This window comes from Halalkalibacter sp. APA_J-10(15) (assembly GCF_023017105.1).
Classification (GTDB): Bacteria; Bacillota; Bacilli; order Bacillales; family Bacillaceae_D; genus Halalkalibacter.
In genome coordinates this window covers 1-26,489 of record NZ_JALKEV010000010.1, presented here as the reverse complement: position 1 = coordinate 26,489, position 26,489 = coordinate 1, and the positions used below count along the sequence as shown (strand labels likewise).

20 protein-coding genes and 1 pseudogene are annotated in these 26,489 nt (G+C 40.1%); 13 read left to right on the top strand and 8 right to left on the bottom strand.

From position 1 onward, the window contains the following. Positions 1 to 43 precede the first annotated feature (43 nt). The 8 genes from MW695_RS12800 (at position 44) to MW695_RS12770 (ending at position 9,313) form a co-directional block, all read left to right on the top strand. Positions 44 to 1,504: a protein adenylyltransferase SelO gene (locus tag MW695_RS12800; protein ID WP_247105746.1), complete on the top strand. Its 1,461-nt coding sequence runs from the start codon at positions 44 to 46 to the stop codon at positions 1,502 to 1,504. Between the two features lie 570 nt (positions 1,505 to 2,074). Further along, positions 2,075 to 3,415 carry a cytochrome ubiquinol oxidase subunit I gene (locus MW695_RS12795; RefSeq protein WP_247105745.1) on the top strand — a complete coding sequence of 447 codons (1,341 nt, stop codon included), beginning with the start codon at positions 2,075 to 2,077 and terminating at the stop codon, positions 3,413 to 3,415. Then, positions 3,412 to 4,428: a cytochrome d ubiquinol oxidase subunit II gene (locus MW695_RS12790; protein ID WP_247105744.1), complete on the top strand. Its 1,017-nt coding sequence runs from the start codon at positions 3,412 to 3,414 to the stop codon at positions 4,426 to 4,428. The genes MW695_RS12795 and MW695_RS12790 overlap by 4 nt, the downstream gene beginning before the upstream one ends. A 14-nt stretch (positions 4,429 to 4,442) precedes the next feature. Further along, positions 4,443 to 4,544 carry a cytochrome bd oxidase small subunit CydS family protein gene (cydS, locus tag MW695_RS23210; RefSeq protein ID WP_373646898.1) on the top strand — a complete coding sequence of 34 codons (102 nt, stop codon included), beginning with the start codon at positions 4,443 to 4,445 and terminating at the stop codon, positions 4,542 to 4,544. A gap of 3 nt (positions 4,545 to 4,547) precedes the next feature. Beyond that, the gene (gene cydD / locus MW695_RS12785; protein WP_247105743.1) at positions 4,548 to 6,263 is read left to right on the top strand and encodes a thiol reductant ABC exporter subunit CydD; all 1,716 of its coding nucleotides are present in this window, start codon (positions 4,548 to 4,550) and stop codon (positions 6,261 to 6,263) included. A 3-nt stretch (positions 6,264 to 6,266) separates the two neighbouring features. Continuing rightward, complete coding sequence (gene cydC / locus MW695_RS12780) at positions 6,267 to 7,976, top strand: thiol reductant ABC exporter subunit CydC (protein ID WP_247105742.1); 1,710 nt, start codon at positions 6,267 to 6,269, stop codon at positions 7,974 to 7,976. Positions 7,977 to 8,061: 85 nt separating this feature from the next. Continuing rightward, complete coding sequence (locus MW695_RS12775; protein ID WP_247105741.1) at positions 8,062 to 8,451, top strand: tautomerase family protein; 390 nt, start codon at positions 8,062 to 8,064, stop codon at positions 8,449 to 8,451. A 184-nt stretch (positions 8,452 to 8,635) separates the two neighbouring features. Beyond that, the gene (locus MW695_RS12770; protein ID WP_247105740.1) at positions 8,636 to 9,313 is read left to right on the top strand and encodes an oxidoreductase; all 678 of its coding nucleotides are present in this window, start codon (positions 8,636 to 8,638) and stop codon (positions 9,311 to 9,313) included. Positions 9,314 to 9,404: 91 nt separating this feature from the next. On the opposite strand, the gene MW695_RS12765 is transcribed toward MW695_RS12770, so the two are convergent. The 3 genes from MW695_RS12765 to MW695_RS12755 all read right to left on the bottom strand — a co-directional run bounded on the left by MW695_RS12765 (position 9,405) and on the right by MW695_RS12755 (position 13,207). Then, the gene (locus tag MW695_RS12765; protein ID WP_247105860.1) at positions 9,405 to 10,343 is read right to left on the bottom strand and encodes a phosphotransferase; all 939 of its coding nucleotides are present in this window, start codon (positions 10,341 to 10,343) and stop codon (positions 9,405 to 9,407) included. A gap of 257 nt (positions 10,344 to 10,600) precedes the next feature. Beyond that, positions 10,601 to 12,259: a glutamine--tRNA ligase/YqeY domain fusion protein gene (locus MW695_RS12760; RefSeq protein ID WP_247105739.1), complete on the bottom strand. Its 1,659-nt coding sequence runs from the start codon at positions 12,257 to 12,259 to the stop codon at positions 10,601 to 10,603. A 114-nt stretch (positions 12,260 to 12,373) separates the two neighbouring features. Then, positions 12,374 to 13,207 (bottom strand): AraC family transcriptional regulator, encoded by an 834-nt coding sequence (locus MW695_RS12755; protein WP_247105738.1) that lies wholly within the window; start codon positions 13,205 to 13,207, stop codon positions 12,374 to 12,376. Positions 13,208 to 13,397: 190 nt separating this feature from the next. Between MW695_RS12755 and MW695_RS12750 the strand changes: the two genes are divergently transcribed. Beyond that, positions 13,398 to 14,402: a Gfo/Idh/MocA family protein gene (locus tag MW695_RS12750; protein ID WP_247105737.1), complete on the top strand. Its 1,005-nt coding sequence runs from the start codon at positions 13,398 to 13,400 to the stop codon at positions 14,400 to 14,402. A 12-nt stretch (positions 14,403 to 14,414) separates the two neighbouring features. Further along, a complete protein-coding gene (locus MW695_RS12745; RefSeq protein ID WP_247105736.1) occupies positions 14,415 to 15,350 on the top strand; it encodes an aldo/keto reductase in 936 nt (311 codons plus the stop codon). A 167-nt stretch (positions 15,351 to 15,517) separates the two neighbouring features. Here the strand turns inward: MW695_RS12745 and MW695_RS12740 are convergent, their stop codons facing one another. Genes MW695_RS12740 through MW695_RS12725 form a run of 4 tightly spaced genes read right to left on the bottom strand, consistent with a single transcriptional unit; the run spans position 15,518 to position 19,597 of the window. Next, positions 15,518 to 16,612, bottom strand: coding sequence for a Gfo/Idh/MocA family protein (locus MW695_RS12740; protein WP_247105735.1), 1,095 nt, complete (start codon positions 16,610 to 16,612; stop codon positions 15,518 to 15,520). Between the two features lie 20 nt (positions 16,613 to 16,632). After that, a complete protein-coding gene (locus MW695_RS12735) occupies positions 16,633 to 17,361 on the bottom strand; it encodes a ThuA domain-containing protein (RefSeq protein WP_247105734.1) in 729 nt (242 codons plus the stop codon). Positions 17,362 to 17,383: 22 nt separating this feature from the next. Next, the gene (locus tag MW695_RS12730) at positions 17,384 to 18,544 is read right to left on the bottom strand and encodes a Gfo/Idh/MocA family protein (RefSeq protein WP_247105733.1); all 1,161 of its coding nucleotides are present in this window, start codon (positions 18,542 to 18,544) and stop codon (positions 17,384 to 17,386) included. Positions 18,545 to 18,562: 18 nt separating this feature from the next. Then, complete coding sequence (locus MW695_RS12725; RefSeq protein WP_308446089.1) at positions 18,563 to 19,597, bottom strand: LacI family DNA-binding transcriptional regulator; 1,035 nt, start codon at positions 19,595 to 19,597, stop codon at positions 18,563 to 18,565. A gap of 159 nt (positions 19,598 to 19,756) precedes the next feature. On the opposite strand from MW695_RS12725, the gene MW695_RS12720 reads away from it, so the two are divergent. From MW695_RS12720 to MW695_RS12710, 3 genes are all read left to right on the top strand, one after another. After that, positions 19,757 to 20,206 (top strand): DinB family protein, encoded by a 450-nt coding sequence (locus tag MW695_RS12720; protein WP_247105732.1) that lies wholly within the window; start codon positions 19,757 to 19,759, stop codon positions 20,204 to 20,206. A gap of 108 nt (positions 20,207 to 20,314) precedes the next feature. After that, complete coding sequence (locus tag MW695_RS22915) at positions 20,315 to 21,865, top strand: response regulator transcription factor (protein WP_247105731.1); 1,551 nt, start codon at positions 20,315 to 20,317, stop codon at positions 21,863 to 21,865. Between the two features lie 184 nt (positions 21,866 to 22,049). Continuing rightward, positions 22,050 to 25,592 carry a glycoside hydrolase gene (locus MW695_RS12710; RefSeq protein WP_247105730.1) on the top strand — a complete coding sequence of 1,181 codons (3,543 nt, stop codon included), beginning with the start codon at positions 22,050 to 22,052 and terminating at the stop codon, positions 25,590 to 25,592. A gap of 226 nt (positions 25,593 to 25,818) precedes the next feature. Here MW695_RS12710 and MW695_RS12705 read toward each other — a convergent pair. Continuing rightward, positions 25,819 to 26,489 (bottom strand): annotated as a pseudogene (locus MW695_RS12705) (transposase); the annotation flags it as partial.

The window sequence follows — 26,489 nt, the reverse complement described above, 5'->3', positions numbered from 1 at the left end:
TCATACTTTAATGATCAATTTCATGAAGCTGAAAGGAGTCGTTATGACTATCGAACATGGTTGGAACCTAGATCACAGCTATACAAAGTTACCAAATTCATTTTATTCACATCAAAAGCCAACACCCGTCCCGTCACCTGAATTAGTAATCGTAAATGAACGTCTGTCTGAAGAATTAAGGTTAGAGGCTAGCGAATTAAAAGGGGAAGAAGCTGCACAAATATTCGCAGGGAATCAATTTCCACCGGGGTCTGACCCCATTGCACAAGCCTATGCAGGTCACCAATTCGGGCATTTCACAATGCTTGGAGATGGTCGGGCGATTCTCTTAGGTGAACAAGTGACACCAACTGGAGAACGAGTAGATATTCAACTGAAGGGAGCTGGGCGGACACCATATTCACGTGGAGGTGATGGTCGAGCTTCACTAGGTCCGATGTTACGTGAATATATGATAAGTGAAGCGATGTACGCATTAGGTATTCCGACAAGTCGCAGCTTAGCTGTTGTGAAGACGGGGGAACTAGTATATCGCGAAACGGAGTTAGATGGAGCCATTTTAACAAGAGTTGCAGCTAGTCATATTCGTGTAGGAACCTTTCAATATATTGCTCAGTTTGGTGAGAAGAATGATCTGCAAGCTTTAGCGGACTATACAATTGATCGGCATTTTGCTTATATTGCTGATAATCATCAACGTTATTTGCGTTTATTAGAAGAAGTTATAAAAAAACAGGCAAGTTTAGTTGCAAAATGGCAGCTCGTTGGATTTGTGCATGGTGTGATGAATACGGATAACGTGGCGATAAGCGGTGAGACGATTGATTATGGACCATGCGCATTTATTGATAAGTATGACCCTACGACTGTATATAGTTCGATTGATCGACAAGGGCGTTATGCATATGGAAATCAACCATATATGGCTGCCTGGGGGTTGGCAAGGTTGGCAGAAGCGATCCTCCCTTTGTTACATGAGGACAAGGAGCAAGCAGTTAAGCTAGCGGAAGGGGCGATTGCGACATTCTCAGAATCCTTTCAAGAAGAATGGTTAACTGGAATGAGAAAGAAGCTAGGGTTGGTAGATGGAGAAGATGGCGATCAAGAGCTTATTAACAGTCTTTTGAAAATGATGGATACCCATGAAGCTGATTATACGAATACATTTAGAGCGCTAACATTGGGTCAATTAGATGAAGAAGCATTATTCGAAACGAAGTCCTTCCAAGCATGGCATAAGCAATGGATGGAGCGGTTAGCTAAACAAGGTCATTCTGAGGAAATCGTTCAGGAACGAATGCAAAAGTCCAACCCTGTGGTCATCCCACGTAATCATCGTGTAGAGGAAGCGTTGGCAGCGGCTGTAGAAGATGATGATTATGATGTTATGAAACAGCTTCTTCATGTATTAGAGAAACCATATGATTATTCTATGGAATTAACGAAATATTGTCAGCCACCAGCACCATCGGATCGTCCATATCAGACTTTTTGTGGAACTTAATTGATATAGTGTGGTTAGAAAGACATGTTAACGGGTAAATGGTTAACATGTCTTTCTGTATTAAGAAAAGACGCTATCGTGCTTTTCTTACATAATCAAAATTTATAAAATTCATGGAAGGAATTGTGAGAATAACCGAAGGAGCTATCGGAACCACTCAGTGAAGAAGCGGGGGGCAAAGGTCACGTGCTCTATGCGGTTCCTCATTCCTCTATTTAAGATAAATGAGTCCAAAAGGAGCCATAAAAGCCAAAATAGCGGAATGAGGGCTACATTTTCTTTTCAGGAAATGTTTTTTCTCTTATTTAGAGGAATGAGGATTAACTTTGTTGGTTGTCCCTATGCAAGTAGGTTCGCAAAAGTAGTGATCACGCATTGATGAGCTACACCCTATGAACGGCTCGGCACAACACTTATAAGAAAAGATGCTATCGCAGTTTTCTTATGTCATAAATTCATCACTCCTTTGTAACAAAATTGTTTGATTTGTGATATTTTTCACATACATTTCCGTTATACAATAGGTAGTATCTTCTGCTTATGAAAGGGAGAGGACAAGGAGGAGAGAAGATGGATTCAGTTGAATTTAGTCGATATTTAACGATGATGACATTGTCAGTACATGTCATCTATGCAACTCTCGGTGTGGGTGTACCAATTTTGATACTTATTGCTCACTGGCTCGGCTTAAAGAGGAATGATGAGCATTATTTGCTTATGGCAAAACGCTGGGCACGAGGGTATGTGATTACAGTTGCGGTTGGGGTTGTGACCGGAACGGCGATTGCTCTCCAGTTAGCGCTTTTATGGCCTAGCTTTATGGAATTTGCTGGTCAGCTTATTGCGTTACCATTATTTATGGAGACTTTTGCGTTTTTCTTTGAAGCCATTTTCTTAGGAATTTACTTATATACGTGGGACCGTTTTAAAAATCCATTTAAACATTTTATGCTCTTAATTCCAGTATTAATCGGCGGAGCGATGTCGGCATTATTTATTACGTCTGTTAATGCCTTTATGAATACGCCACAAGGCTTTGCGTTAGTTGATGGACAATTGACCAATATTCAGCCGTTTTTGGCGATGTTTAATCCAGCGATGCCAACGAAGGTTGGACATGTGCTCACATCAGCATATATGACTACTGCCTTTGTTCTAGCCTCAATTGCCGCTTATCATCTATTAAAGGGAAGTCGTCACGAGTATCACCGTAAAGGACTTGCGTTAACGATGAAAGTGGCTCTTATCTTTTCGATCGCGACAGCCGTTGTTGGTGACTTTTCAGGGAAGTTCTTAGCTGAGTATCAACCTGAGAAGCTTGCTGCTGCGGAATGGCACTTTGAGACAGAAGAAGAAGCTCCACTCGTGCTGTATGGGGTGTTGACGGAAACGAATGAAGTTAAATATGCGATTCGTATTCCATATGCGCTAAGCTTTTTAGTGCATAGTAACTTTACAGGTGAAGTGGTCGGCCTTGATCAGTTTCCAGAGGAATATCATCCTCCGTATATCGTGCATTACTTTTTTGACATGATGATTACGATTGGAATAGGGTTAACGGCGTTGGCACTTTTCTATATAGTGGCCCTTTATCGCAACTGGTCGTTTATTAAGACGAAATTATTCCGACGGTTGCTTGTTGCCTCAGGTCCATTGGCGATGCTTGCCATTCAAGCAGGGTGGTGGTTTGCTGAAATGGGTCGACAGCCGTGGATTATGAGAGGATATATGACAACGGCCGAAGGGGCAACTGATTCACCATATGTATGGGTGATGTTTATTGCTTTTGCCGTGCTTTACCTTATTTTAGTTGTGGGTACGGGTGTTGTATTATCGAGAATGTTTAAAAATAACCCAGTTGAAAAAGAATTAGAAAGGCAGACTGACGCCAAGGGAGGTATTGCAAAATGACCGTTGAAATTATAGGGATTTCCGTCTTGTGGCTATTCCTTTTTGGCTATGTCATTATTGCTTCCATTGACTTTGGAGCAGGCTTCTTTAATGCATTTACGATTGTGACGAAGAAGAACCATATTGTGAATACGGTCATTCAACGTTACTTATCCCCTGTTTGGGAGATTACAAATGTCTTTCTTGTGTTTTTCTTTGTTGGGATGATCGGTTTTTTTCCAAGTACAGCTTACTATTTTGGTACAGTTCTCTTAATTCCAATTAGTATATCGATTATTTTATTGGCGCTACGTGGTAGCTATTATGCATTTGGCACGTATGGGACAAAGAAAGGTCATGTCGGATATACACTTATGTATGGTATAACTGGTGTCCTTATTCCGGCGTCTTTAACGACAGCGTTAATTGTGTCCCAAGGTGGTTTTATTCATACAACGTCATCAGGGCGGATTGAGCTCGATTATATTGGGTTATTTACAAGCCCGTTTGCATGGTCGATTATTGTTCTAAGTCTTGTCAGTGTTTTGTTTATTTCTGCTAGCTTTCTAGCTTATTATTCATCTGTTGCAAAAGATAGGAAAGCTTTGTACCTCTTTCGAAAGTATACGTGGATTTGGAGCTTTCCGACGATTGTAACGGCATTAGGCATTATTATTGAAATGAGGTGGCATAATCCTTCCCATTATGAAGGGTTACTATCTTTATGGTGGTTGTTTGCTCTTTCGTTTGTCTGTTTCATCGTCAGCCTATGGTTATTAAGGAAGCAGTTATACGGTAAGTCGTTTATCTTTGTTGTATTACAATTTGCGATTGCCTTTTATGCATACGGAGTTTCACGATATCCATATTTATTATATCCAGATGTAACGATTTATGATGGGTTTACAAATGAAACGATGGCGTATACATTAATTGTCGTCTTTATTTTAGGGTTCATGCTGTTGATTCCATCGCTATATTTAGTGTTTAAATTATTCATTATGAACAAACCATATATCCAAAAAGGGAAATAAGGAGGAACGATAAGATGTACAACTTTCTATTGTTTTATGCTCCTCTTCTTGTCGCCGGGCTTGCGATTGTGCTTTCCTTTGTTATGGCACATAAAAGTACGAAATATGAGGATTAGCTGATGAAAATTTTGCAAAGGTTAGCAACGGCTGAAAGGAAACCATATTCCTTGTTATATGTTGTAGCAATTGCTTTTGGAGTAGTCGTTATCGCTCAAGCGTATTTGATTGTAACGATTGTAAATGACGTGTTCCTACGAAATGTAGCGTTTGAACACGTCATTGTTCTATTATTTGTGCTACTAGGTGTGTTATTAATGAGAGCATTGCTTTCATATTGGAGCAACCGATTAGGTGTCAGCATGGCGACAAAGATTAAAGAGGATATTCGGAAACGTTTATTGCAGGCGTATGGAAATGAATCATTATCAATGTCTTATCAAGGACAATCTGGTGCAAAGGTTAGTGTCATGCTTGATACTGTTGATGAAATAGATAGCTTCTTTCGTCAATATGTGCCCCAACGAATGGTTTCGACGATTGCACCAGTGATGATCTTAATTGTGATTTTTAGTCAACATGTTTATTCAGGCTTGATTCTTCTAGTGACAGCACCATTTATCCCTGTTTTTATGGCGATTATTGGCGGAATGACGCAGCGGAAATCAGAAGAAAAGTTAGAAAGCATGAAAGCTTTTTCGGGGCGTTTTCTTGATACATTGCAGGGAATTGAAAGCTTAAAGGTATACGGGAAATCAAAGAAATATAAAGAACTCATTCGTCAAAGTAGCTTACGTTTTCGTGATACGACAATGGAAATATTAAAGGTGGCTTTCACCTCTTCGTTAATGTTGGAATTTATTTCGATGCTTAGTATTGGACTCGTTGCACTAGAATTAGGGTTACGTTTAATTGTGTTTCAGCAAATTGATTTTTTTACAGCCTTTTTTATTTTACTACTAGTTCCAGAATTTTTTAATTTATTGAAGGAGCTAGGAAGTGCGTTTCATGCTGGGAGAAGTAGTAGTGGTGCAGCAGAAAAAATCGAAGAAGAGCTTCAAAAAAAGGAGCAACGAATGGAATGGGGACATGAGCGATTCAATGAGAGGATTTCCTCCTTTCAGTTACAGAATGTCCATTTTCATTATCGTTCAGAGGGCTTTAAATTAAATGGCATAAACACTCGGTTGCCTCGACATGGACAAGTGGCGTTAGTTGGAAAAAGTGGAGCTGGTAAAACGACATTATTACATATCATGTCTGGTTTGTTACAGCCTACTGAAGGTGGATTGTATGTCAACGGTCTTCCGTTAACGTCGTATAAAGAGAGTGAATGGTTTAACCAAATTAGTTATGTCACACAGCATCCTTATTTATTTGCAGGTACGATTGCTGAAAATATAACGATGGGATTAGATGTAACGGAAGAGGAATTAAGAGACGCTGCTGAAAAGGCGGGTATTCTTGATTTAATTACCTCTTTTCCTGACGAGTTTCAAACGATGATTGGTGAAGGTGGAAGAGGGTTATCAGGCGGTGAAAAGCAACGTATTGCGATAAGTCGTGCCTTTTTAAAAAGGCCAGCCATCGTTTTATTTGATGAGCCGACTTCTGGTCTAGATTTAGTGACTGAGCAGGTGCTTCATGCTTCGATTGAACAGCTTGCTGAGCAAGCGCTTGTCATAACTGTTGCTCATCGCTTGCAAACGATTAAGAGAGCGAATTATATTCTTTTTCTAGAAAATGGAGCACTGTTAGCTGAGGGAAAGCATGAGCAATTATTAAAGCAATCTGAACGTTACGCGCAAATGCTCTCAGAGAATCGGGAGGTGGAATAGAGCATGAATGATCTTCTACCTATTGTGCGGTTAATGATGCGGGAAAAGAAAGACGTTATTTTATCAGTCGTTTTTGGCTTTTTGGCCGGTGTGACGGCTGTCGGCTTATTTGCTGCAAATGGCTACTTAATTTCCCAAGCTGCCTTAGAGCCTCCTATGTATGTATTAATAGCTATGGTAGCGGTCGTGAAAATCGGTAGTTTCACTCGGGCTTTAAGTCGTTATGCCGAACGGTATTACTCTCATCGAGCAACCTTTACAATGCTTAGTGATATGCGTGTTTATTTCTATGAAAAAATAGAAAAGATAGGTGCTTCTTTATTTCGAACGTACCGCAGTGGTGATTTGTTAGCGCGAATTGTTGGTGATGTGGAAAGCTTGCAAAACTTTTTTTTACGCGTTCTCTATCCACCAATTATTATGGTGTTAGTCTTTTTTAGTACGATATTCTTTGTTTCATTTTCTTCAATAGTCATTGCTGCGTGCATATTAATTGGATTGTTCTTGACAGGTTTTGTCATCCCAGCTTGGTTTGCTAAAAGGCAGAAGAAGATCAGTAGCGATATTCGTCAAGAAAGGGCACAACTTTCTACTGATGTAGCAGAATGGTTCTATGGATTTCGAGAATTGAAAATTCATCAGCAACTAGAAGGCAAAGAACAGCAATTGGGAGATCAGTCAAAAGTGTATGTTCTAAAGCAAAAACAAGAAGGAGTGCAATCCGCTTCTAATCAAGCTTTTAATGTGGCAGCCGCACATCTTATTTCATGGTCTGTCCTTGCTATTGGAGCTTACTTCGTTACAACTGGACAGCTAGATGGTGTTTTATTAGCGATGCTTGTGATGATTAGCTTTATTGTCTTTGAGCATTCGGTACCTATGGCTATTTTCCCGATTCATTATGATGAAAGCGAACAAGCTGCCAAACGGTTGGAGGCGGTGACAGCAGAAGGTGACAGAAAAGAGAGAGTTACTACTCAACTGAATATGAGTGAATGCGCACCATCGCTATCATTCCGTCGTGCATCATTCGGATTTGCCAATGAATTTCGAAAGACACTGGAGGATATTACAATTGACTTCCCATCAGAATCGAAAACAGCGATTGTTGGACCAAGTGGATCTGGAAAGTCTACGCTCATGCATATATTATTAAAATGGTATGAGACAGAAGGTGAAATCCATGTTAACGGTGTGCCAATTGAGCAAATTGATCAAGAGTCTATTTGGGCACAGGCAAATGTTGTTTATCAAAGAAGTCAGTTCTTTTATGGTACGGTAAGAGACAACCTTCTTTTATTTGAGGAAGAGTGGACGGAGGAACAGTTAGAGCAACTGTTAAAGGATGTTCAGTTATCACACTTCAAATTGGATGATGCAGTGATGGAAGGTGGAGAAAATTTATCAGGAGGGGAAAAGCAGCGATTAGCTTTGGCAAGGGCTGGTGCTAAAGGTGGGCGATTATGGCTCCTTGATGAACCGACTTCATCCGTTGATATGGAAACAGAGAAGAAGCTCTATCATTGGCTTCATCAGCAAGCTAAGGAGGATACGCTCATTCTCATAAGTCATCGGCTTTCAGGGCTTGAACAAATGGATCAAATTGTAGTGATGGATGAAGGCAAGGTTGTTGAAGTCGGGACGTATGCAGAGCTAATGGAGAGAAAGGGTTTCTTCTACAAACTTAAAGAGATTGAAAGTAGTTTGATTTGAATATGTAGAAGGGATGATGAAGTAACATATAGAATAGATTATAGTGAAAGTAGAGTTTAGTTGAGATGAGAAAGGTGAGATGAGTATGGGACAAGTGAAAGTATTTGGGTTAAAAGATGTATTAAATTCGCGGAAGAAGCTAGTATCGAGTATCATTCATTCTTGTATGGTTGATGCTTTAGAGTTTCCAGAAGAGAAAAAATTTCAACGATTTTTCTTAATGGATGAGGAAGATTTCTTCTTTTCAAATGATCGAAGTGAGAACTATATGGTAATTGAAATTAGTATGTTTGAAGGACGCTCGATCGCAACGAAAAAGAAGTTGATTCAGTTGTTGTATGAGAGACTTACGAGTAAATGTAAGATGAGGAAAGAAGATATTGAATTAACGATCTTTGAAACACCGAAGCATCATTGGGGGATTCGCGGCTTACCTGGTGACGAACTAGCCCTAAATTATAACGTTGACCTTTAGGTTTGTTTGTGAATAGGTATCTTAAAAGGATTCGCGCGGGCAATAGGGAAGTTGAGCGCCGTAAATGGCTACGGGTAATAATTTACGATACACACAAACGCTGTCGATCGCCATATATGATTCCGTGCAAGCAGATCGAATGGTGGATGCTCATTTCATGCTTGGTTGGAGGGAGGGAAGGATCATGGCTAAAACAGCTTTAATTGTTGGGGCGACTGGATTGGTGGGGCGAGAGCTATTAAAGATGCTATTGAAGAAAGGAAATTATGATAAAGTTGTTGCGATCGTACGAAGACCTTTAAAAATTGCAGATCAGAAGCTGACAGAAATCGTGACCGATTTTGATAAGCTTGATGAATCAGTGATTGATTTTCACGTAGACGATGTGTTTAGCTGCATAGGAACAACGATTAAGAAGGCACAATCAAAAGACGTCATGTATCGAATTGATGTGACGTATCCCTTACGAGTAGCAAAGCTATCTCGAAAAGCAGGTGCGAAGAAACTTCTTTTTGTAAGTGCAATGGGTGCGAATGCGAAATCCTCAATCTTTTACACCAGAATAAAAGGAGAGCTTGAGGGTGAGGTGCAAAAGCTAGGTTATGACTCCATTGCGATCTTTCGCCCTTCCTTACTGCTTGGAGAGCGTGCAGAATTTCGCTTTGGTGAAAAAACAGCCGAAGTGATGTTTAGAGCTTTATCCTTTCTTTTTGTCGGACCTTTACGAAAGGTCAAAGGGATTGAAGCCAAAACCATTGCTTTGGCAATGTATGATGTAGCCCAAGCTGAAGAGAAAGGTATAGCCATTTATCAGAATGATGAAATTGAAAAAATAGGTTCTCTATCAATAAATAATGCCTAAAAAGCCAAATAACGTTGAGGTTGATACAAATGAGAAAAATTCCATTTGTATCAACCTTTTATTCGTCATGTGAAATACAAAGCAAAATAAATCATAATGCGTACCCTTCAATAAAATTTAGTGCACATTGAGAATGATGAGCAGCAAGTCTTTTTGCAAATTTCTGATCCGAGTATCCCCTATGAAGCAGCTTTAAACCACCGGAAGTTAATGAAATGTGATGATGGAATCGATAGAATAGCATCCTGTTCGGATCGAGAGTATCATTCTTTAGAAAACGGTAAAAATTCCTGAAACGAAAATCTAAAAAACTATGTTCGTGCTCAATGTCAAAAAAGCCAGCACCTTCGATATCGATCAAATATGGTTCTAGTTTGTCATTAACCAATACGTGGTCAGGACCTAGTTCACCATGTATAAATCCATAACGGCTTCTAGGTTCAATTTTTGATTCAAGCTCATATAAAGTATCGAGAAGTTTGCTATGGTTAGCTTGAATGCTGTCCATATGTTGGGAAGCATAGAATAGCTGTCTTTTTGCATTCTCCGTCTTCAATTGATGGCAAGGTTTCGGATTGATACCTCTATGATTCGCTTTACCATACGTGCTACTTTCGTTAGCATGCATGTTAGTTAACATATTCCCCAACCTCTGAAACAGTTTATCTTGAACCGTTGAGTCAGAATGATGGAAGTAGTCTTCTGCTGTATGTCCGTTTACGTATTCAACGAGAGCATAATCAAACGAATAACGACTCCTTTCCTTATTGAGATTATAGAGAGAGGGGGTTCGTATTCCTCGTTGCGTTAAATACATATTATTTAGCTCAAATAAATCACTGCCGAAGGATTGTTCAGTTATATTTTCAACTTCTTTTTCTTTTTTGAAATAATTCTTAGTAAGATCCCACACATATAGAACACAAGAAAATCCATTGCTGCATTGAATCCTGTAGACGACCTTTTGTGCACCACCATGTATTTGTGTAACATTAGAAACCAAATGACTGGTGCCAAAGACATTTTTAATATAGTCCTGTAAATCAATTAGATTGAGGGGACAAATGACTTTCAAGAAATAACACTCCTTTTCTTAAGTTTTGCCGGCAACCATACTATATAAAAAATCTGGCAAAAAAAATAGACTGTTTCTTGGAAATTTGTTATGATGTTGTAAGAGTTCTATATAAAAATAGCGATTAAAAAACCCCCCGTTGGATTCCAATGGGGGTTCTTTGGTGTGATCATTTCTCATAGGGTGTGGGTGTCGTATATACTAAGCGATTGTTATAATTTAAACGAGCTTTTTAATGAGACGGTTAGGTTGAAGACAGGCTTCTCTTTTGTTGAATCTTTAGGATCAACGTTAAAGTAGCCATGTCTGAAAAATTGGAACTTCTCTTGTACTTGAATGGCTTTCATTGTTGGTTCAACATATCCGTTAAGCACTTGCATAGAATGAGGATTAATTTGATCAAGGAAGGTCTTTTCCTCGCCCTCTTCCTCATTTGAGTCTTCCTTTAATAGAAGTGGCTCATATAAGCGGAATTCGGCTGGAATGGCTTGGGATGCTTCTACCCAATGAATCGTGCCCTTCACCTTTCTACCTGTGAAGCCCGTTCCGCTTTTGGTTTCAGGGTCATACGTACAGTGAATTTCGATTACATTTCCTTCTGGGTCCTTAATCACTTCTTCACATTTAATGAAATAAGCATGCTTCAGCCTAACCTCGTTGCCTGGGTACAAGCGAAAATACTTCTTCGGAGGATTTTCCATAAAGTCTTCCTGCTCAATATAAATCTCGCGTGAAAAAGGAATTTGTCGCTTACCCATATCCGGATTTTCTGGGTTGATTTCTGCATCAAGCCATTCGGTTTGCCCTTCAGGGTAATTTGTAATAACGACTTTTAATGGGCGAATGATTCCCATTGTTCGTGGTGCTTTCATCTTTAAATCTTCACGAACAAAGTAGTCTAGCATTTGCGAATCAACTTCACCTGCTCCTTTGGATACGCCTGTTTCCTTAACGAATTCACGAATCGCTTCAGGTGTATAACCACGACGTCTTAAGCCTGATATCGTAGGCATACGAGGATCATCCCAGCCGTCAACGATCTTTTCATCTACAAGCTGCTTCAATTTACGTTTACTCATCACAGTATTTGTAATGTTCAAACGACCAAATTCAGTTTGCTCGGGTACATGTTCCATTTCACACTCAGCGACGACCCAATTGTAAAGAGGACGTTGATCCTCAAATTCCGTTGTACATAACGAATGAGTAACACCTTCGATGGCATCCTCAAGAGGGTGAGCGAAGGCATACATCGGATAAATACACCATGTATCACCAGTGTTATGATGTGTCGCATGAGCAATACGATAAATAACAGGGTCACGCATGTTGATGTTTGGTGAACTCATGTCAATTTTGGCACGTAATACTTTTTCACCATTGGCAAATTCTCCGTTACGCATGCGCTCGAAGAGGTCAAGGTTTTCCACAATGGCACGATTTCGATACGGACTATCTTTTCCTGTTTCTGTTAATGTCCCACGATATTGGCGAATCTCTTCTTGAGATAAGTCATCAACATATGCTTTTCCTTTATTAATAAGTAAGACAGCTCGATCATACATTTCTTGAAAGTAATCAGATGCAAAAAAGAGACCATCCCAATCATAGCCAAGCCATTCAACATCTTCCTTGATCGCATTGACATATTCTGTGTCCTCTTTCAATGGATTGGTGTCATCAAAGCGGAGATTCGTCTTACCGTTAAAATCATCCGCTAGACCGAAATTGATGACGATTGACTTTGCATGCCCAATATGTAAATAGCCATTTGGCTCTGGAGGGAAGCGAGTGACGACATGGTCTCTCTTCTTTGTCTCTAAGTCATTCTTTATGATGTTTCGTATGAAATTGGAATTCGTATGGTCCATTTGTATCATCCTATCTTATAAATTCTCTGTGTATCATTTTTCCAGATTGTCGGTTACTAGACAATATTGTATCACAAGTCATTCCGTGAGCAAATGTACGATTGATTTGCAGTGCTAATGATACATCTGGCGATACTCAGTCGGAGTCATTCCTTCGTGTTCGAGAAAGCGTTTGTTGAAATAACTAATACTTGTATAGCCTGATTGTTCGGCAATTTCTTTAACGGTTACTTGTTTATCCTTAAGTAATAATTGTTTACTGCGTTGTAATCGACATAACGTAATGAATGCCATTGGAGTCATTTGTGTAGCTCGCTTAAATAAGCGGCAAAAATAATAATGACTTACTTTTGCTTTGTTGGCCCAATAGTCCAATTCAAAAGGCTCACAGGCTTTGTCTTGCATCTGTGGTAAAAGACTGTGAATACGATCATCTAGCTCCGTATTTTCAGTTACATGTCTTGGCTGCACGTTTGTGATGAACTCGATGAGGAAGGCATAGGTTGCTATTGAAATGGGTGATAGCTGTCGCAAGCAATATTGATCAGCTTTATTTAGAAGCTGTTCATGAGCAGCTTCTAAATGGGTAATTTGTTGAGCTTTCCATAAGATAAACCGTTGAAAGCCTTTTTCGGATAGAAATGGTTGTAGATGATCTCCATAAAAATGTACCCATCTCACATCCCAAGGGTCATCTTCACTACTATAGTAGCATTGCTGCTGCATGGGGAAATATAAAAAGGCATCTCCCCTTTTAACTAAAAAGCGTTCCTGATCAATTTCTACGTAACCAGTACCTGAAAGAATAAAATGAATACTAAAGTTATTTAATGTACCTACATCTCTTTTGACATAATGATCGGGTTCACCTGAGTAATGTCCAATTGATTCAGGTAAAATGAGATATTCGTGTTTTGTCAATGTCGGGAAGAGTGCTTGTCTTTGCATAAGATACCCTCCTTGTTGTTATGATTTAGTGAATGTAAAAATACCGAAGCTTGTTAAGCTACTTAAGGTGTTGAAAGTTGATTTAGAGAATAGTAGAAGACAATATTGTTTCATTTGATGTCAATAAACTTATATTTTTATTTTATTCTTTATTTATTATACTAGCAATATAGTGTTAATTTAAAGGAGGATGACGATGGAAAAGGTTCGTTGGGGAGTTATTGGAAGTGCAAATATTGCGAAGAAGTCTGTTATTCCAGGTATTCAGCAATCTGAAACAGGAGAAGTTGTGGCGATTGCTAGTCGAAATAAGGAGAAGGCTGAGGAAGCTGCAAAGGAATTATCTATACCAATTGCATATGGCAGCTATGAGGAATTACTTAATGATTCTACGATAGAAGCGGTCTATATTCCATTGCCGAATCATCTACACAAAGAATGGACAATTCGCGCTGCTGAAGCAGGTAAGCATGTTTTATGTGAAAAGCCTGCAGCATTAAATACAGAAGAAGTGAAAGAAATGGAAGCGGCGTGTGAAAAAGCAGGAGTTGTATTTGCCGAAGCGTTTATGTATCGATACCACCCTCGTTATGCAATGATTCGCGAAGTAATGGAATCAGGAAGAATTGGAGAAATTCGAGGAATACATGGAACATTTACATTTAATAATGCCGAGGATTCGAGCAATGTGCGCTATAAGAAAGCATGGGGTGGAGGGTCTTTATATGATGTAGGTGTTTATCCAATTAGTGCAGCTCGTATGCTGCTAAGACAGGAACCACAAGCAGCAACGGTTCATGCTTTTTACTCTGATGAGCATGATGGTGTTGATATGATGGTTTCAGGTTTGTTGGAATTTAAGCACGGTGTCGCCATGACGTTTGATTGTGGGATGTGGGCAGCATTTCGAAATACACTTGAAATTGTGGGGACTGAAGGGCGAATCGAAGTTCCTTCGGCGTTTGTTGGCCATCAATCGGAGGAAGATCATTTTTATGTGATTACGAATGATGGAAAATCAGTAGTTGAAGTGCCTATGCTTAATCAATATGCACTACAAGCAGATGCTTTAGGGGAAGCGATTCGGGGTAGTGAACCTCTTCCTTATCCAGCTACAGATGCTGTCTTGAATATGAAAGTGCTTGATGCATGCTTAACGTCGGCCCAACAACGCCAGCGAGTTGAAATCAAGTAGGAGGGCTTTAATATGAAAACAATCAAGATTGAAGGGATAGAGAAACGATTATCTGTATTGGTTCAAGGGTCTGATTATTTTCGGCCAAGCAATTATGACAAAGTTTGTGAAGTGTTAGATCGATATTTTTCAATTGGTGGGAATACGATTGATACGGCTCATGTTTATTGCGGTGGAGAAAGTGAGGTGGCCATTGGCCAGTGGATGAAGGAGCGAGGGAATCGCAAGGATGTGATCATTTTAACGAAGGGAGCACACCATGATGAGAGTGGTCCTAGAGTTAATCCAGAAGCGATTACAAAAGACTTGTTTGAAAGCTTAGATCGTCTTGGAACGGACTACGTTGATTTGTATGCTCTGCATCGCGATGATTTGAGTGTTCCCGTTAGTGAAATTGTTGATGTATTAAATGAGCATATTGAGGCTGGAAGAATCAAAGCGATCGGTGGCTCAAACTGGACGGTCCAACGTATTCAAGAAGCGAATGAGTATGCCCAATCGAACGGACTGATTGGATTTACGTTTAGTAGTCCGAACTTAAGCTTGGCAAAGCCAAATGAGCCATTTTGGTCAGGATGTGTTTCAGCAGAAGCAGAGGATTGCAAATGGCATGAACGTAATCAAATTCCGATTCTTTCATGGTCTTCACAAGCAAGAGGTTTTTTTACAGGACGCTTTTCACCTGAGGATCGTAGCAATGAAGATCTTGTTCGTGTCTTCTATAGTGATGCTAATTGGGAACGTTTACGGCGTGCGGAAGAATTAGCTGAGGAAAAAGGTGTGACGGCTATTCAAATAGCACTTGCCTATGTATTAAATCAACCATTTCCAACAGCTGCCTTGATTGGGGCACAAAATGAAACGGAATTGAATTCGTGCTTAGAAGGCTCAAAAATCAAATTAACAAATGCTGAGGTACGTTGGTTAGAGAATGGAGATGCAATTTAAGAGAAAGGAACTGTGGAAGTTTGGTTTTTATCTTTTTTCAGTGACCTCTTTAAGAGGAGTGTCTCAAAAGGCATGAAAGTAACCTTTTGAGACACTCCTTTTTCTGGAAGGCTAAGCATTTAATCAAGGTAGTTTAAGTGGAAGAAAAGACTACTGCGAAGCTTTTCTTAGAAAAAAGTAAGGTCTTGTGGAAACGGTTTTGGCTTCTTACAAGTGCTTTTCATTTTGTAATGAGTTTCGTTTTCTGATGAGATATGAAACCCATGCATCGCTTCTAATACATGATACGCTAATTCGCCACTCGCTCGGTGAGGCTGACCAGTTAAAATGGCATTGGCCATATCAGCGACTCCAATTCCCCTACTGTTTTCCACTAACTGATGAGTGTGTGCAATTTCTTTGAAATCCTGTTCATCACGTTTTCTCACTTTAACGACACCACTGAATGTATTAGGATCAGGTACGAGCATCGTTCCTTCACTTCCGTAAATTTCGATAGGAGGTAAGGTCGAGCCTCCGAATGCGTCGAAGCTTGTTGTTAAAGTCGCCATCGCCCCACTTGCAAAATCAATAACCCCAGAAAGGTGAGTAGGCGTCATGACAGTGACCTTTTCTCCTGCTTTTGGTTCACTTAAGATCGTTCGTACTGGATAACTAATACGAGCAGAGCCGGCTATTTTTTTCATCGGTCCGAGAAGGGCGGTGAGAGCTGTTAAATAATAGGGTCCCATATCAAACATAGGACCGCCACCTTCATCGTAATAAAAGGCAGGATCAGGGTGCCAGTGCTCGTGACCACGACCAATCATAAAGGCTGATGCGCCAATGGGAGTGCCAATTTCTCCTCTTTCAATCACTTGAATCGCTGTTTGGATTCCGGCACCTAAAAAGGTGTCAGGAGCAGAGCCAACGAGAAGGCCCTTTTCCTTGGCCTTTTGCAAAATGGCGTTCGCCTCATCTGTTCTTACAGTAAAAGGCTTTTCAGTATAGACGTGTTTTCCAGCATTAAGAGCTTTGAGACAGACGTCTGCATGTGCTTTCGGGATCGTTAAGTTAATAATAAGCTCTACCGAAGGATCATCTAAGATTTCATCCACGGTGTAAGCCTTTTCGATTCCAAATTTATTTGCCTGCGCTTGAGCTCTTTCAAGGCTTATATCAGCACAAGCAACGAGTTCAATATGATTCAAGGTGTGGCAATTTTTAAAATAAATCGAGCTAATATTGCCACATCCGATAATGCCTACTTTAATTGTGTTCATTTTTACCTCCGAATGGTTCATTATAGTTGGCTATCACCCATGCCTGTATAGGCAGTGTTCATCTGTTCTTGTTTTCCACTATATAAAGCTTTTCCTTCTGCAGCCCATAAGAATCCTCTTCTCATCATAAGAGAAACTTCAGGCATAGCGATAACATTAGCTACGTGACCTAATGAATTATAGAAGACACGGCCGACACCCCAGCGCTTCGTCCAAACGACAGGCATGTCAACTGACTTATTTAAGGAATGGGGACCTTCAATGACAGGGAATCGAGTCGTTGCCAGCACTTCTACTGCCGGATCAACATGCAAGTAATATTGTTCGCTACATACTTCAAAATCTGAAAGTCCTTCTAAAATGGGACTAGATGTGCTTTTAATATGAACTGTGTAATCAACGCCATCATTCCCAGGGTGAGCAACCCAATTACCTCCTGTCATGAATTGCCAATCAACATTCGTACGGAAGGAGTCACACATTCCGCCGTGACAGCCTGCTAAGCCAACACCTGCTTGGACAGCTTTAGAAATGTTAGCTACGTATTTGCCTTCAATTTCTCCCATCGTCCAATGAGGAACAATTAAGTCTAGCGATTCTAGTTTCTCCGGATCGTTGTAAGAATCTAATGTATCAGATAGTTCAACATCAAAATTCTCTTCTTCTAAAATGGTTTTAAATAGATTAGCAACTTGCTCTGGTTCATGACCATCCCAGCCACCCCAGACGATTAATGCTTTTTTGTTCATATGATCACTCCTAAATGAAAGTTTATAAATCTGAAACTTGAACCCATTGGCGTTTCTCAATCGATAAATCAACAGCATCTAATACTTGCTGACATTTGACGCCATCTTCAAAGTTTGGAACAGGCTGACGATTCTCTGCAAAGGCTTCTAGCAATTCGGTTACAGCATGAATAAATGTATGCTCATAGCCGATCGTATGCCCAGCTGGCCACCAAACGTCTGAATAAGCGTGAGCCTCATCGGTTGCGAGAACACGACGGAACCCTTGAACATCTTCTTCATCATTCTCAAAGTACACTTGAAGTTCATTTAAGCGTTCAAAGTCAAAGATAACGCTTCCTTTACTTCCGTTGATTTCGAAAGAATTTGTACTACGATGCCCTGTCGCAAAGCGAGTTGCTTCAAAGCTACCGAGAGCTCCGTTTGCAAACCGAGCCATAAATAATGTGGCATCATCAACAGTAACCTCGCCTTTTGGTGAGTTCTCGTCTCCTGATGCAGATAAACCAGTCATTTCTGTTGGTAGTGGGCGCTCCTTAATGAACGTTTCGTTCATACCAATGACTTCTGAGATGTCCCCGATTAAGTAGTGAGACATATCGATTAAATGTGCCCCTAAATCACCATGTGCTCCAGAGCCGGCGATCTCCTTTTGTAATCGCCATACAAGAGGGAAATTAGGGTCTGTGATCCAATCTTGGAGGAACCAAGCGCGAAAGTGATGAATCTTTCCTAAACGTCCTTCATCTATCAGCTTTTTAGCTAGCATAACAGCAGGAGTAAATCGATAGTTGAAGTTCACCATATGCTTTACACCTGTTTCTTTGACAACGGCAAGCATTTCACGTGCATCTTCGAGTGTAAGCGCTAACGGTTTTTCGCAAAAGACATGCTTTCCGGCCCTTGCTGCAGCGATTGCAATTTCTTTATGAGCATCGCTCGGTGCATTAATATCTATGACATCAATATCGTCTCGACTAATAAGATCGTTCCAGTCAGTCGTGTACTCTTGCCAACCAAATTGTGTAGCAGCTTCAGAGACACCTTGCGGGTTACGTCCACAAATTACTTTCATTTCTGGACGAATGTGCTTCGGAAAAAACATCGGAAGGTCACGATAGGCATGACTGTGCGCCTTCCCCATAAATTTATAACCTACCATCCCGATATTAATTGATTTCATGCTTCTCAATCCTTTCACTTATTTTTTAATATGAGTTGAGGCACGCTCTTTGATTGTGACTGGTAATCTTTCATGAATGTCATTCGTATGTCGCTTCGTCAGCTTCGTTAATACATGATGGGCAGCTAGCTTTCCCATATCGAATAATGGAACCTTCACAGAGCTAAGTGGTGGGTGAACCATACGAGTGAGATCAGAATCATCATAGCCCATTAGTGCATAGTCACGTCCTACTTCATAACCCAATTCACTTAAGCCTTGCATTAATCCAATTGCCATTCGATCATTCGAAGCAAATATGGCATCAATTTCTGTCATAATGGGAGCTATTTCTTGAGCTCTATTCATTCCACTAGTCCGGCTATAGTTACCTTGGAATATCCAACGGTCATTTATATGAATTCCTGCTTCCATTAAGGCAGATTCGTAACCACGCTTCCGTTCTTGGCTGTTTGAGTACGTGCTAGGTCCGTTAAGAAAGGCAATGTTCTGATAGCCTTTTTTTATGAGAAATGTCACGGCTTGTTTGCTTCCTTCATAATGTTCGGCATCAATGGAGTAAAAGGGTTCATTTTGAAATGTTTGATTAACGAGACAATATGGAACGCTTGCTTGGTGAAGCTTTGATAATGATTCACGTTCAGATTTGGTATCTTTTGAGCCGAGAATGATACAGCCATCGACCTTTTGTGAGTGAAAAAGCTGCGTATAGTCGAGCTGCTCGTCAGGTGATTGAAATAAAAGGAGTAAGCCATAGTTCTGTTCAGCTAGCTTAATACCAATTCCGCTCAGAATCTCAGAAAAATAATACGTTGATAGAATACGAACCTTTGGTAAATAAGGTACAATGACACCGATGTTTCCACTTTTTCCTTTGGCAAAATTTTGTGCAATGGCATTTGGATAATAGTCTAGCTCTTTTGCTGCTTGGAGGACTTTTTGTTTTGTTTCTTCGCGTAATGGAGCAACGTTATTAAAAACGCGTGATACTGTAGCTTCAGAAACGCCAGCTCGTTGCGCGACATCTTTTCGTGTTGCTAACGGAACCACCACCTTACTTTATATAATGTACACGCGTTCATTTTGCTTCTTTTTCTATTCTTTGTCAATAGCTTTTATGAAAAAATGTGTAGAAGGATACAAATTTTATTTGTACATACACCTGTCATTTTATGTTAATGTATATTTTAATCAAGTTTTTAGGAGGTTATGATGAATAAACAGCTCATACAATTTCAACAAACAATGGATGAGGTTAAGGGATTGAAGGAGAAGTCTACGGAGTTCTTACTACAACCGATTGCTAAGGGTAAATGGTCGACGAGAGAAGTGGTTGCTCATATGTATTATTGGGATGAGTATATTTTAAAGCAAATGGCGCCTAATATAGCTGATGGTGAGCGGTTACTAGCATTTCCAGATCATGATGAGCATAATGAGAAAGGGCTTGAGCTTGTCAAAGATTACACTGCTCGGCAGATCATCGATCTATTTCTTGAAACAAGGGAGAAGCTTGTTCGCGAACTAGAAAGGGTCGATGATCATATTCGTTTTATGATTGGAGCAGGAAAAAGGCGGTTCTCTATCGAAAGCTTTGTTACGATCTTTGTTAGACACGATGCTCATCATTTAAAGCAAATTCAGGAATTAGAAAAGAAGTGATGAGTAGACCTTCATATTTAGAAAGGTAAGAGCTTAATCAAGTTGATCCGTTACACGTTGAGTCTGAAAGAATTCCACTTTCAGGCTCAAGAAGAAGGAGGGATATAGGTGGAAAGCGGCGGTTGGAATGTTGTTATTGTTGATGATGAGTGTCTAGTAAGAGCAGGGCTCAAACATATAATTAATTGGCAACAGGAGGGCTTTTCAATCGTGGGTGAAGCTTCAAATGGGAAGGAAGCATTGGAGCTTCTTAGCAGGAAAACCGTTCATATCGTGATCACAGATACGGTCATGCCTATTATGAATGGGAAAAGCTTAATTAAATCAATCAAAAAGCTATTCCCTCAAATACAAATTATTTTATTAAGTGAATTTGGCGAGTTTGACTATGTGTATGAGGCAAGTCATTATGGAGTGGTTGATGTTTTATTAAAAAATAGAATTAATATGAATAAGCTACTAGACTCATTAGAAAAAGCGAAATACATTATACGAAAGGAGAGAAAATGTTATTTAAATCACTTATTTAAGACGGTCGTATTTGAAAATGATTTAAGAAACAAAACGGCATTAGCATCATATTTTAAAGATAGTCACTATTTTCTTTTAGGACTCAAAAATGAAAGCGCTACCAATAATGAAAGTTACATCGACTATCAATGTGATCATATTTTAGAAGTATTACAGAGTGAGCAAGAAAGAATACCCTGGTTTCTAGTAGAAGAAGGGAAAAAAGCGATCTTCTTTATTAATGTAAATATAAAACGCTTATCTAGTATTAAGCATTCTATTTCTCACTTAAGTAAGGTTAATAGCCATCAACGTACCTATTATGTTTTGTCAGATACGTATGAGAGCTTACAAGAATTATGCTTTGTAGGAATGAATGATCTTCGTAAGCTCTTTACGTATACATTTTTCTATCCTGACCAAACATTCCTTACAATGAAAGATTTACCTTCACAAGTATATAGAAATCGATATTTTGATTTAGACTTATTTATACAACAATTAAGAAATCAACAGTATAATCAAGCACTTTCCTATTTACAAACTCATATCACATATCTATCCACCGAATATAGCCAGAAGGAATACGAATTTAAACGATTTGTCCAGACGATGATCATGACCCTTTCCTCATTCATCATAGATAAGAGATCTGATATTGATCAAATGAAGTGGTCTTATATCAAATATATAGACGGTTCTCCTAATATAAGAAGAGTATTATTGGTGTGGAATCGTTTTGTAGAAAAAGTAAAAGACAGTTTTTCTCAATCTCATGAGCACTCCGATCAAACGAGCATATCTCGAATAAAATCATATATGAAAGAGCATTACACTGAACCGATTTCTTTAAATGATGTCGCAAGTCATTTTCATTTTAATCCTTCCTATTTCTCAAAATACTTTACGACTCATAGTGAAGAAAGCTTCATAGAATATTTGAATAAACTCCGAATTGAACAGGCCAAAAAACTATTAGTAAGTGATTCAGTACTTATATCTGACATTTGTCGTGCGGTAGGCTTTACTGACCACAGTTACTTTTGCAAAGTATTTAAAAAGGTGACGAAACAATCTCCAAGTAAATATCGTGAAAATTCTATGAAGCTAGAAAAAATGATAAAAACAAAAAATAGTACAAATATATAAAAAAAATAAACTGTATAGACAAAAATGAGACGAATCAATCGAAAGATAATTCTAACTGTGAATGATAGGGAGATGCTATCATTATCAATAATGAAATCGGTTTCAAAATAAGGAGAGGAGGAAAAGTTTTCTACTCGCTAAAACTAGTTTGATGTTCTCAACTCGATATAAGGAGGAAGAGGTTATGAGGAAACCGTTATCGATACTTGGCATTAGTGTATTGTTTATCATTAGTTCATTTATACCGGCATGGTCAGCTGACTCCTTTCAGGCAACTGCAGCAACAAATGTCGACCAATCGATCCAACTAGATCCTAGCTATCAGCATGAGCCATTTGACGGCTGGGGGACCGCTCTTGTTTGGTTTGCGAATGTGATTGGTGGTTGGCCTGATGAGGCAAAGGAAGAGCTTGCCGACTTACTATTTGCAGAAGAAGGACTTCATTTGAACATCGGAAGGTACAATATTGGTGGTGGAGATTCACCAGAAACAGAGCCATATATGCGTTTAGGTGGAGCTGTGCCTGGTTATTGGAATCGACCTGCTGAATTCGGGCCACCGGAAGATGCAGATGAGAGCTGGGAGGAGCAAGAGAATTGGTGGGATCCTTCAAATCCAACGCATTGGGATTGGCAAGCTGATGAAGACCAGCTGTGGTGGGTGAAAGCGGCCATGGAAAGAGGTGCTGACACGTTTGAAGCTTTCTCTAATTCACCCCCTTATTTTATGACACAAAGCGGCTACACCTCAGGTAACTTCCATTCATGGGACGATAATATTAAGCCTGATCAAATTGAAAATTTCGCGAAATATTTAGTTCGTGTTGTCGAATATTTAGAAGAGAACGAAGGGGTTCAATTTAAGACACTATCACCGATCAATGAGCCTAATAACGGTTATTGGGGTGCAGGAAATCGACAAGAAGGAGCCAACTGGGCTCCAGAAACACAAGCGGCTATGATTAATGCTGTTTATGAACAATTAAGTGATTCTGCAGTTGATACAGTCGTATCAGCAATGGATGAAACGAATCCGAGCCGTTTTCGCTATAATTGGGAGCACTATGATGAAACGACACGAGCGAATATTGGACAATTAAATGTACACACATATTGGCCAGCGCAACGGACTAGTGTGAGAGATATCGCAAAGGGCGTCAGCACACGATTGTGGATGTCAGAGGTTGATTTAGGTCCTAGTGGCATTCCGCAAAACCATGAAGATATTCGACCAGCCTTAGCCTTATCTGAGCGTATTCAGACCGATATACAGGAGCTAGAGCCAAAAGCATGGGTATTATGGCAAGCGATTGAAGATGAAGTGAACATGAACGCTGAGCACGAGAATATGAATTGGGGGTTAATTCATGTTGACTTTGACCCAGATGATTTTGAACAATTAGACTATCATATTAATAAAAAGTATTATGCAATGGGGCAATATAGTAAGTTTATCCGTCCAGGATATCAATTTATCAATTCAAACAATCGTGATGCTCTTGCGGCAATTGATCGTGAGCAGGATCAAGCTGTCGTCGTCTATACGAACCATTCAGCAGAGAATGAGAAGGTGGAAATTGATCTAAGTGCTTTTGGAACGATTACTGAAAACGCAAAGGCAGAAGTATATGTGACATCGCCTTCAGACAATTTAGCTAAAAAAGAAGAAAGGAACGTTCATGACGATTCACTTACAATGAATGTGCAACCACAATCAATTACGACCTTTGTGATATCAGGTGTATCGGGCGTTAATATAGATAACGCCTTTTTAAAGGAAGAACAACCGTATCATTTCATCAATAAAAATAGTGGGAAAGCATTGGATATCGGAACAGATAACGAATCCATTGTGCAAAAAACAAAGGAAAACGAAGAAGAGAGCCAACATTGGCTGCTTCAAAAGGCAACGAACGGATTCAGCCATACCGAATACTATTATATCGTTCATCAATCGTCAGGGAAGGTACTGACTGTGAACGATGGTGCGATATTGGATGAAAAAGATGAAGGTGATGATCGCCAAAAGTGGCTTCTTTCTACATTTGGAAATGGTGAATACACTTTATTGAATGCTGAAACGAGAACAATCTTAGAAGTTGGTGGACAATCAACGAATGAAGATGCACCTGTTGGAGTGTGGAATCCAAATGCAGGAAATCATCAAATTTGGCAGTTAGAAAGAACGGGCATAACAGAGATGGAAGCTGTTGAAATTGTGACGATTCCTGGTGTCAAGCCAGAGCTACCTGCAGAAATTTCGATCACTTATGGTGATGGAGCGCCTGTTATGCGTCATGTTGAATGGGAAGAAATGGATGCGTCATTTTACGCAGAGGAGAATGAATTTACTGTAGAAGGGAAGATAGAGGGTACAGATGTTGCTGTACTTGCGACTGTCATCGTAAGTCATGTCGTAAATATTGAACCAGTTCTTTTAAAGGCTGTTGTCGGGCATGCGCCGTCTTTACCGAGTAGGGTTCCTGTATTATTGGAGAATGGTGCAAAAGGTCAAGTGAATGTTTCATGGAATGAAATCAATTCAGAGCTATATCATGAAATAGGGAAATTCACTATTTCTGGAGCGTTAGCAGGGACAGAGGTAGAAGTGAAAGGATACGTACAAGTAGGAGAACCAGCACTAGAAAATGTTGCGTTGAATCCTAGAGATGTCAATCTTGAGTTTCCACAAGCATCGGCTTCTTTCACAGGTCAGTGGGATAATATTCGGTATATTCATGATGATGATTATTCGACTGATAGATGGACGAATTGGGATCCTAATTCTTGGCGTGAGGAAGACTGGGTAGCGATCGACTTTGGGGAAGAGAAAACGATTTCTCATATTGACTTCTTTTTCTATGATGATGAAGATGGCACGAGACCTCCTTCGTCCTTGCACGTGGAATATTGGACAGGAAGTGATTGGGAAAGAGTTAAGCAAGGTGAACTGGAGTTAGATGAAACGGTTCGAACAACAGAAGCATCATTAACCTTTGAGCCAATAACAACAACAAAAATGCGAGTTGTTATGCAAGCGATGGAAAATGCTTGTATCGCAATTGTGGAATTAGTTGTATTAGGAGAAAGTAAGACGATTTCTCAATTAGGAACGGATGCTACGTTAGAAGCGATCGTGGTTAATGGTGAATCGCTTCAAGGATTTGATCCACTTACATTTGATTACACGTATGAATGGTTTTCAGACAATCATGAGTTTCCTGAAGTTGAAGTCGTGACAAGTCATTTATTTGCTAATTATGAGCTCGACTATTCATCATCAGAGAATGGTAAAATTATAATGACTGTTTTAGCAGAGGACAGTGAAACGAATCAAGTATATTCACTATTGTTAATACCACCGCCTGAAGGAGAGGAGCCACCACCTGGAGGAGAAGAGCCACCGCCTGAAGGAGAGGAGCCACCGCCTGAAGGAGAGGAGCCACCACCTGGAGGAGAAGAGCCACCGCCTGAAGGAGAGGAGCCACCGCCTGAAGGAGAGGAGCCGCCACCTGGGGGAGAGGAGCCGCCACCTGGGGGAGAAGAGCCACCACCTGGGGGAGAAGAGCCACCACCGGGCGACGATCAGCAAAAGGGAGAGGGAGAAGGCCTCCCCGATACCGCTACGAATGTCTATCAAATCATGTTGATTGGATTTATTCTGCTTATAGTAGGACTCTTGTCGGTGTCCATTAGTCGAAAATTAATAGACAAGAGTGATTTTTAAATCAAGAAGAGGCTGGGACATAACTAGCTTCAAATAGTGAAAAAGGTTAATTTGAGTGTACTCAAATTAACCTTTCAGACCGTAGACAAAACGGCTTTGAGAAATGACTCTCAAAGCCGTTTTTGTATTTTTCGTATGGTTTTTCGGCGATGGCACTGTCGGTTGGGTGTTCCTCCAGTGCCATGTCGCCAGTTTTTTCAGGTTCATAGCAGCAAAAACAAGCATCGCCTGCATCGACGGCTACGACTTGTGGCTTGGTGACCTTCTCTTTTAGTTGATCAAATAACTCGTGAAATACTTGGCTATCATGAACATTGGCAGGGGTAACAACGGTTCCAAGAACAAATCCATTCGAATCACAGGCGGTGTGGAGACTGTACGCAAACACTTTCTCTCGTTCGCTTTTCACATAATACCCACTTTCAGGATCCGTTGTGCTCTCCTTGACCTCCCTCGAAGTGTCCTTCGCCCGAGGAGGAAGAGGCTTTTTTCCGTTTTGTACTCGTTCTACATTGATTTCTTCTTCTAGTTGTTTTTGATACGCTCGAGTTTCTGAGTGAACTACCTTCTTACCAAACTTTCGCTTATTGGCATTCGCTTTTACATGCGTGGAATCAATGAACGCCACATCTGGGTTCACAAAGCCTTTTTCCATTGCATTCCGAAGGATGCGGTAGAAAACCTGTTCGAACACATCACTTTCGCGGAATCGGCGGGCATAGTTTTTCCCGAACGTAGAGAAGTGGGGGATTTTATCATCGAAGCCAAACCCTAAAAACCAACGATAGGCGACGTTTGTTTCTATTTCTTTGATCGTTTGACGCATTGAACGAATACCAAATATGTATTGAATAAACACCATTTTTACTAACACGACAGGATCAATACTAGGACGAC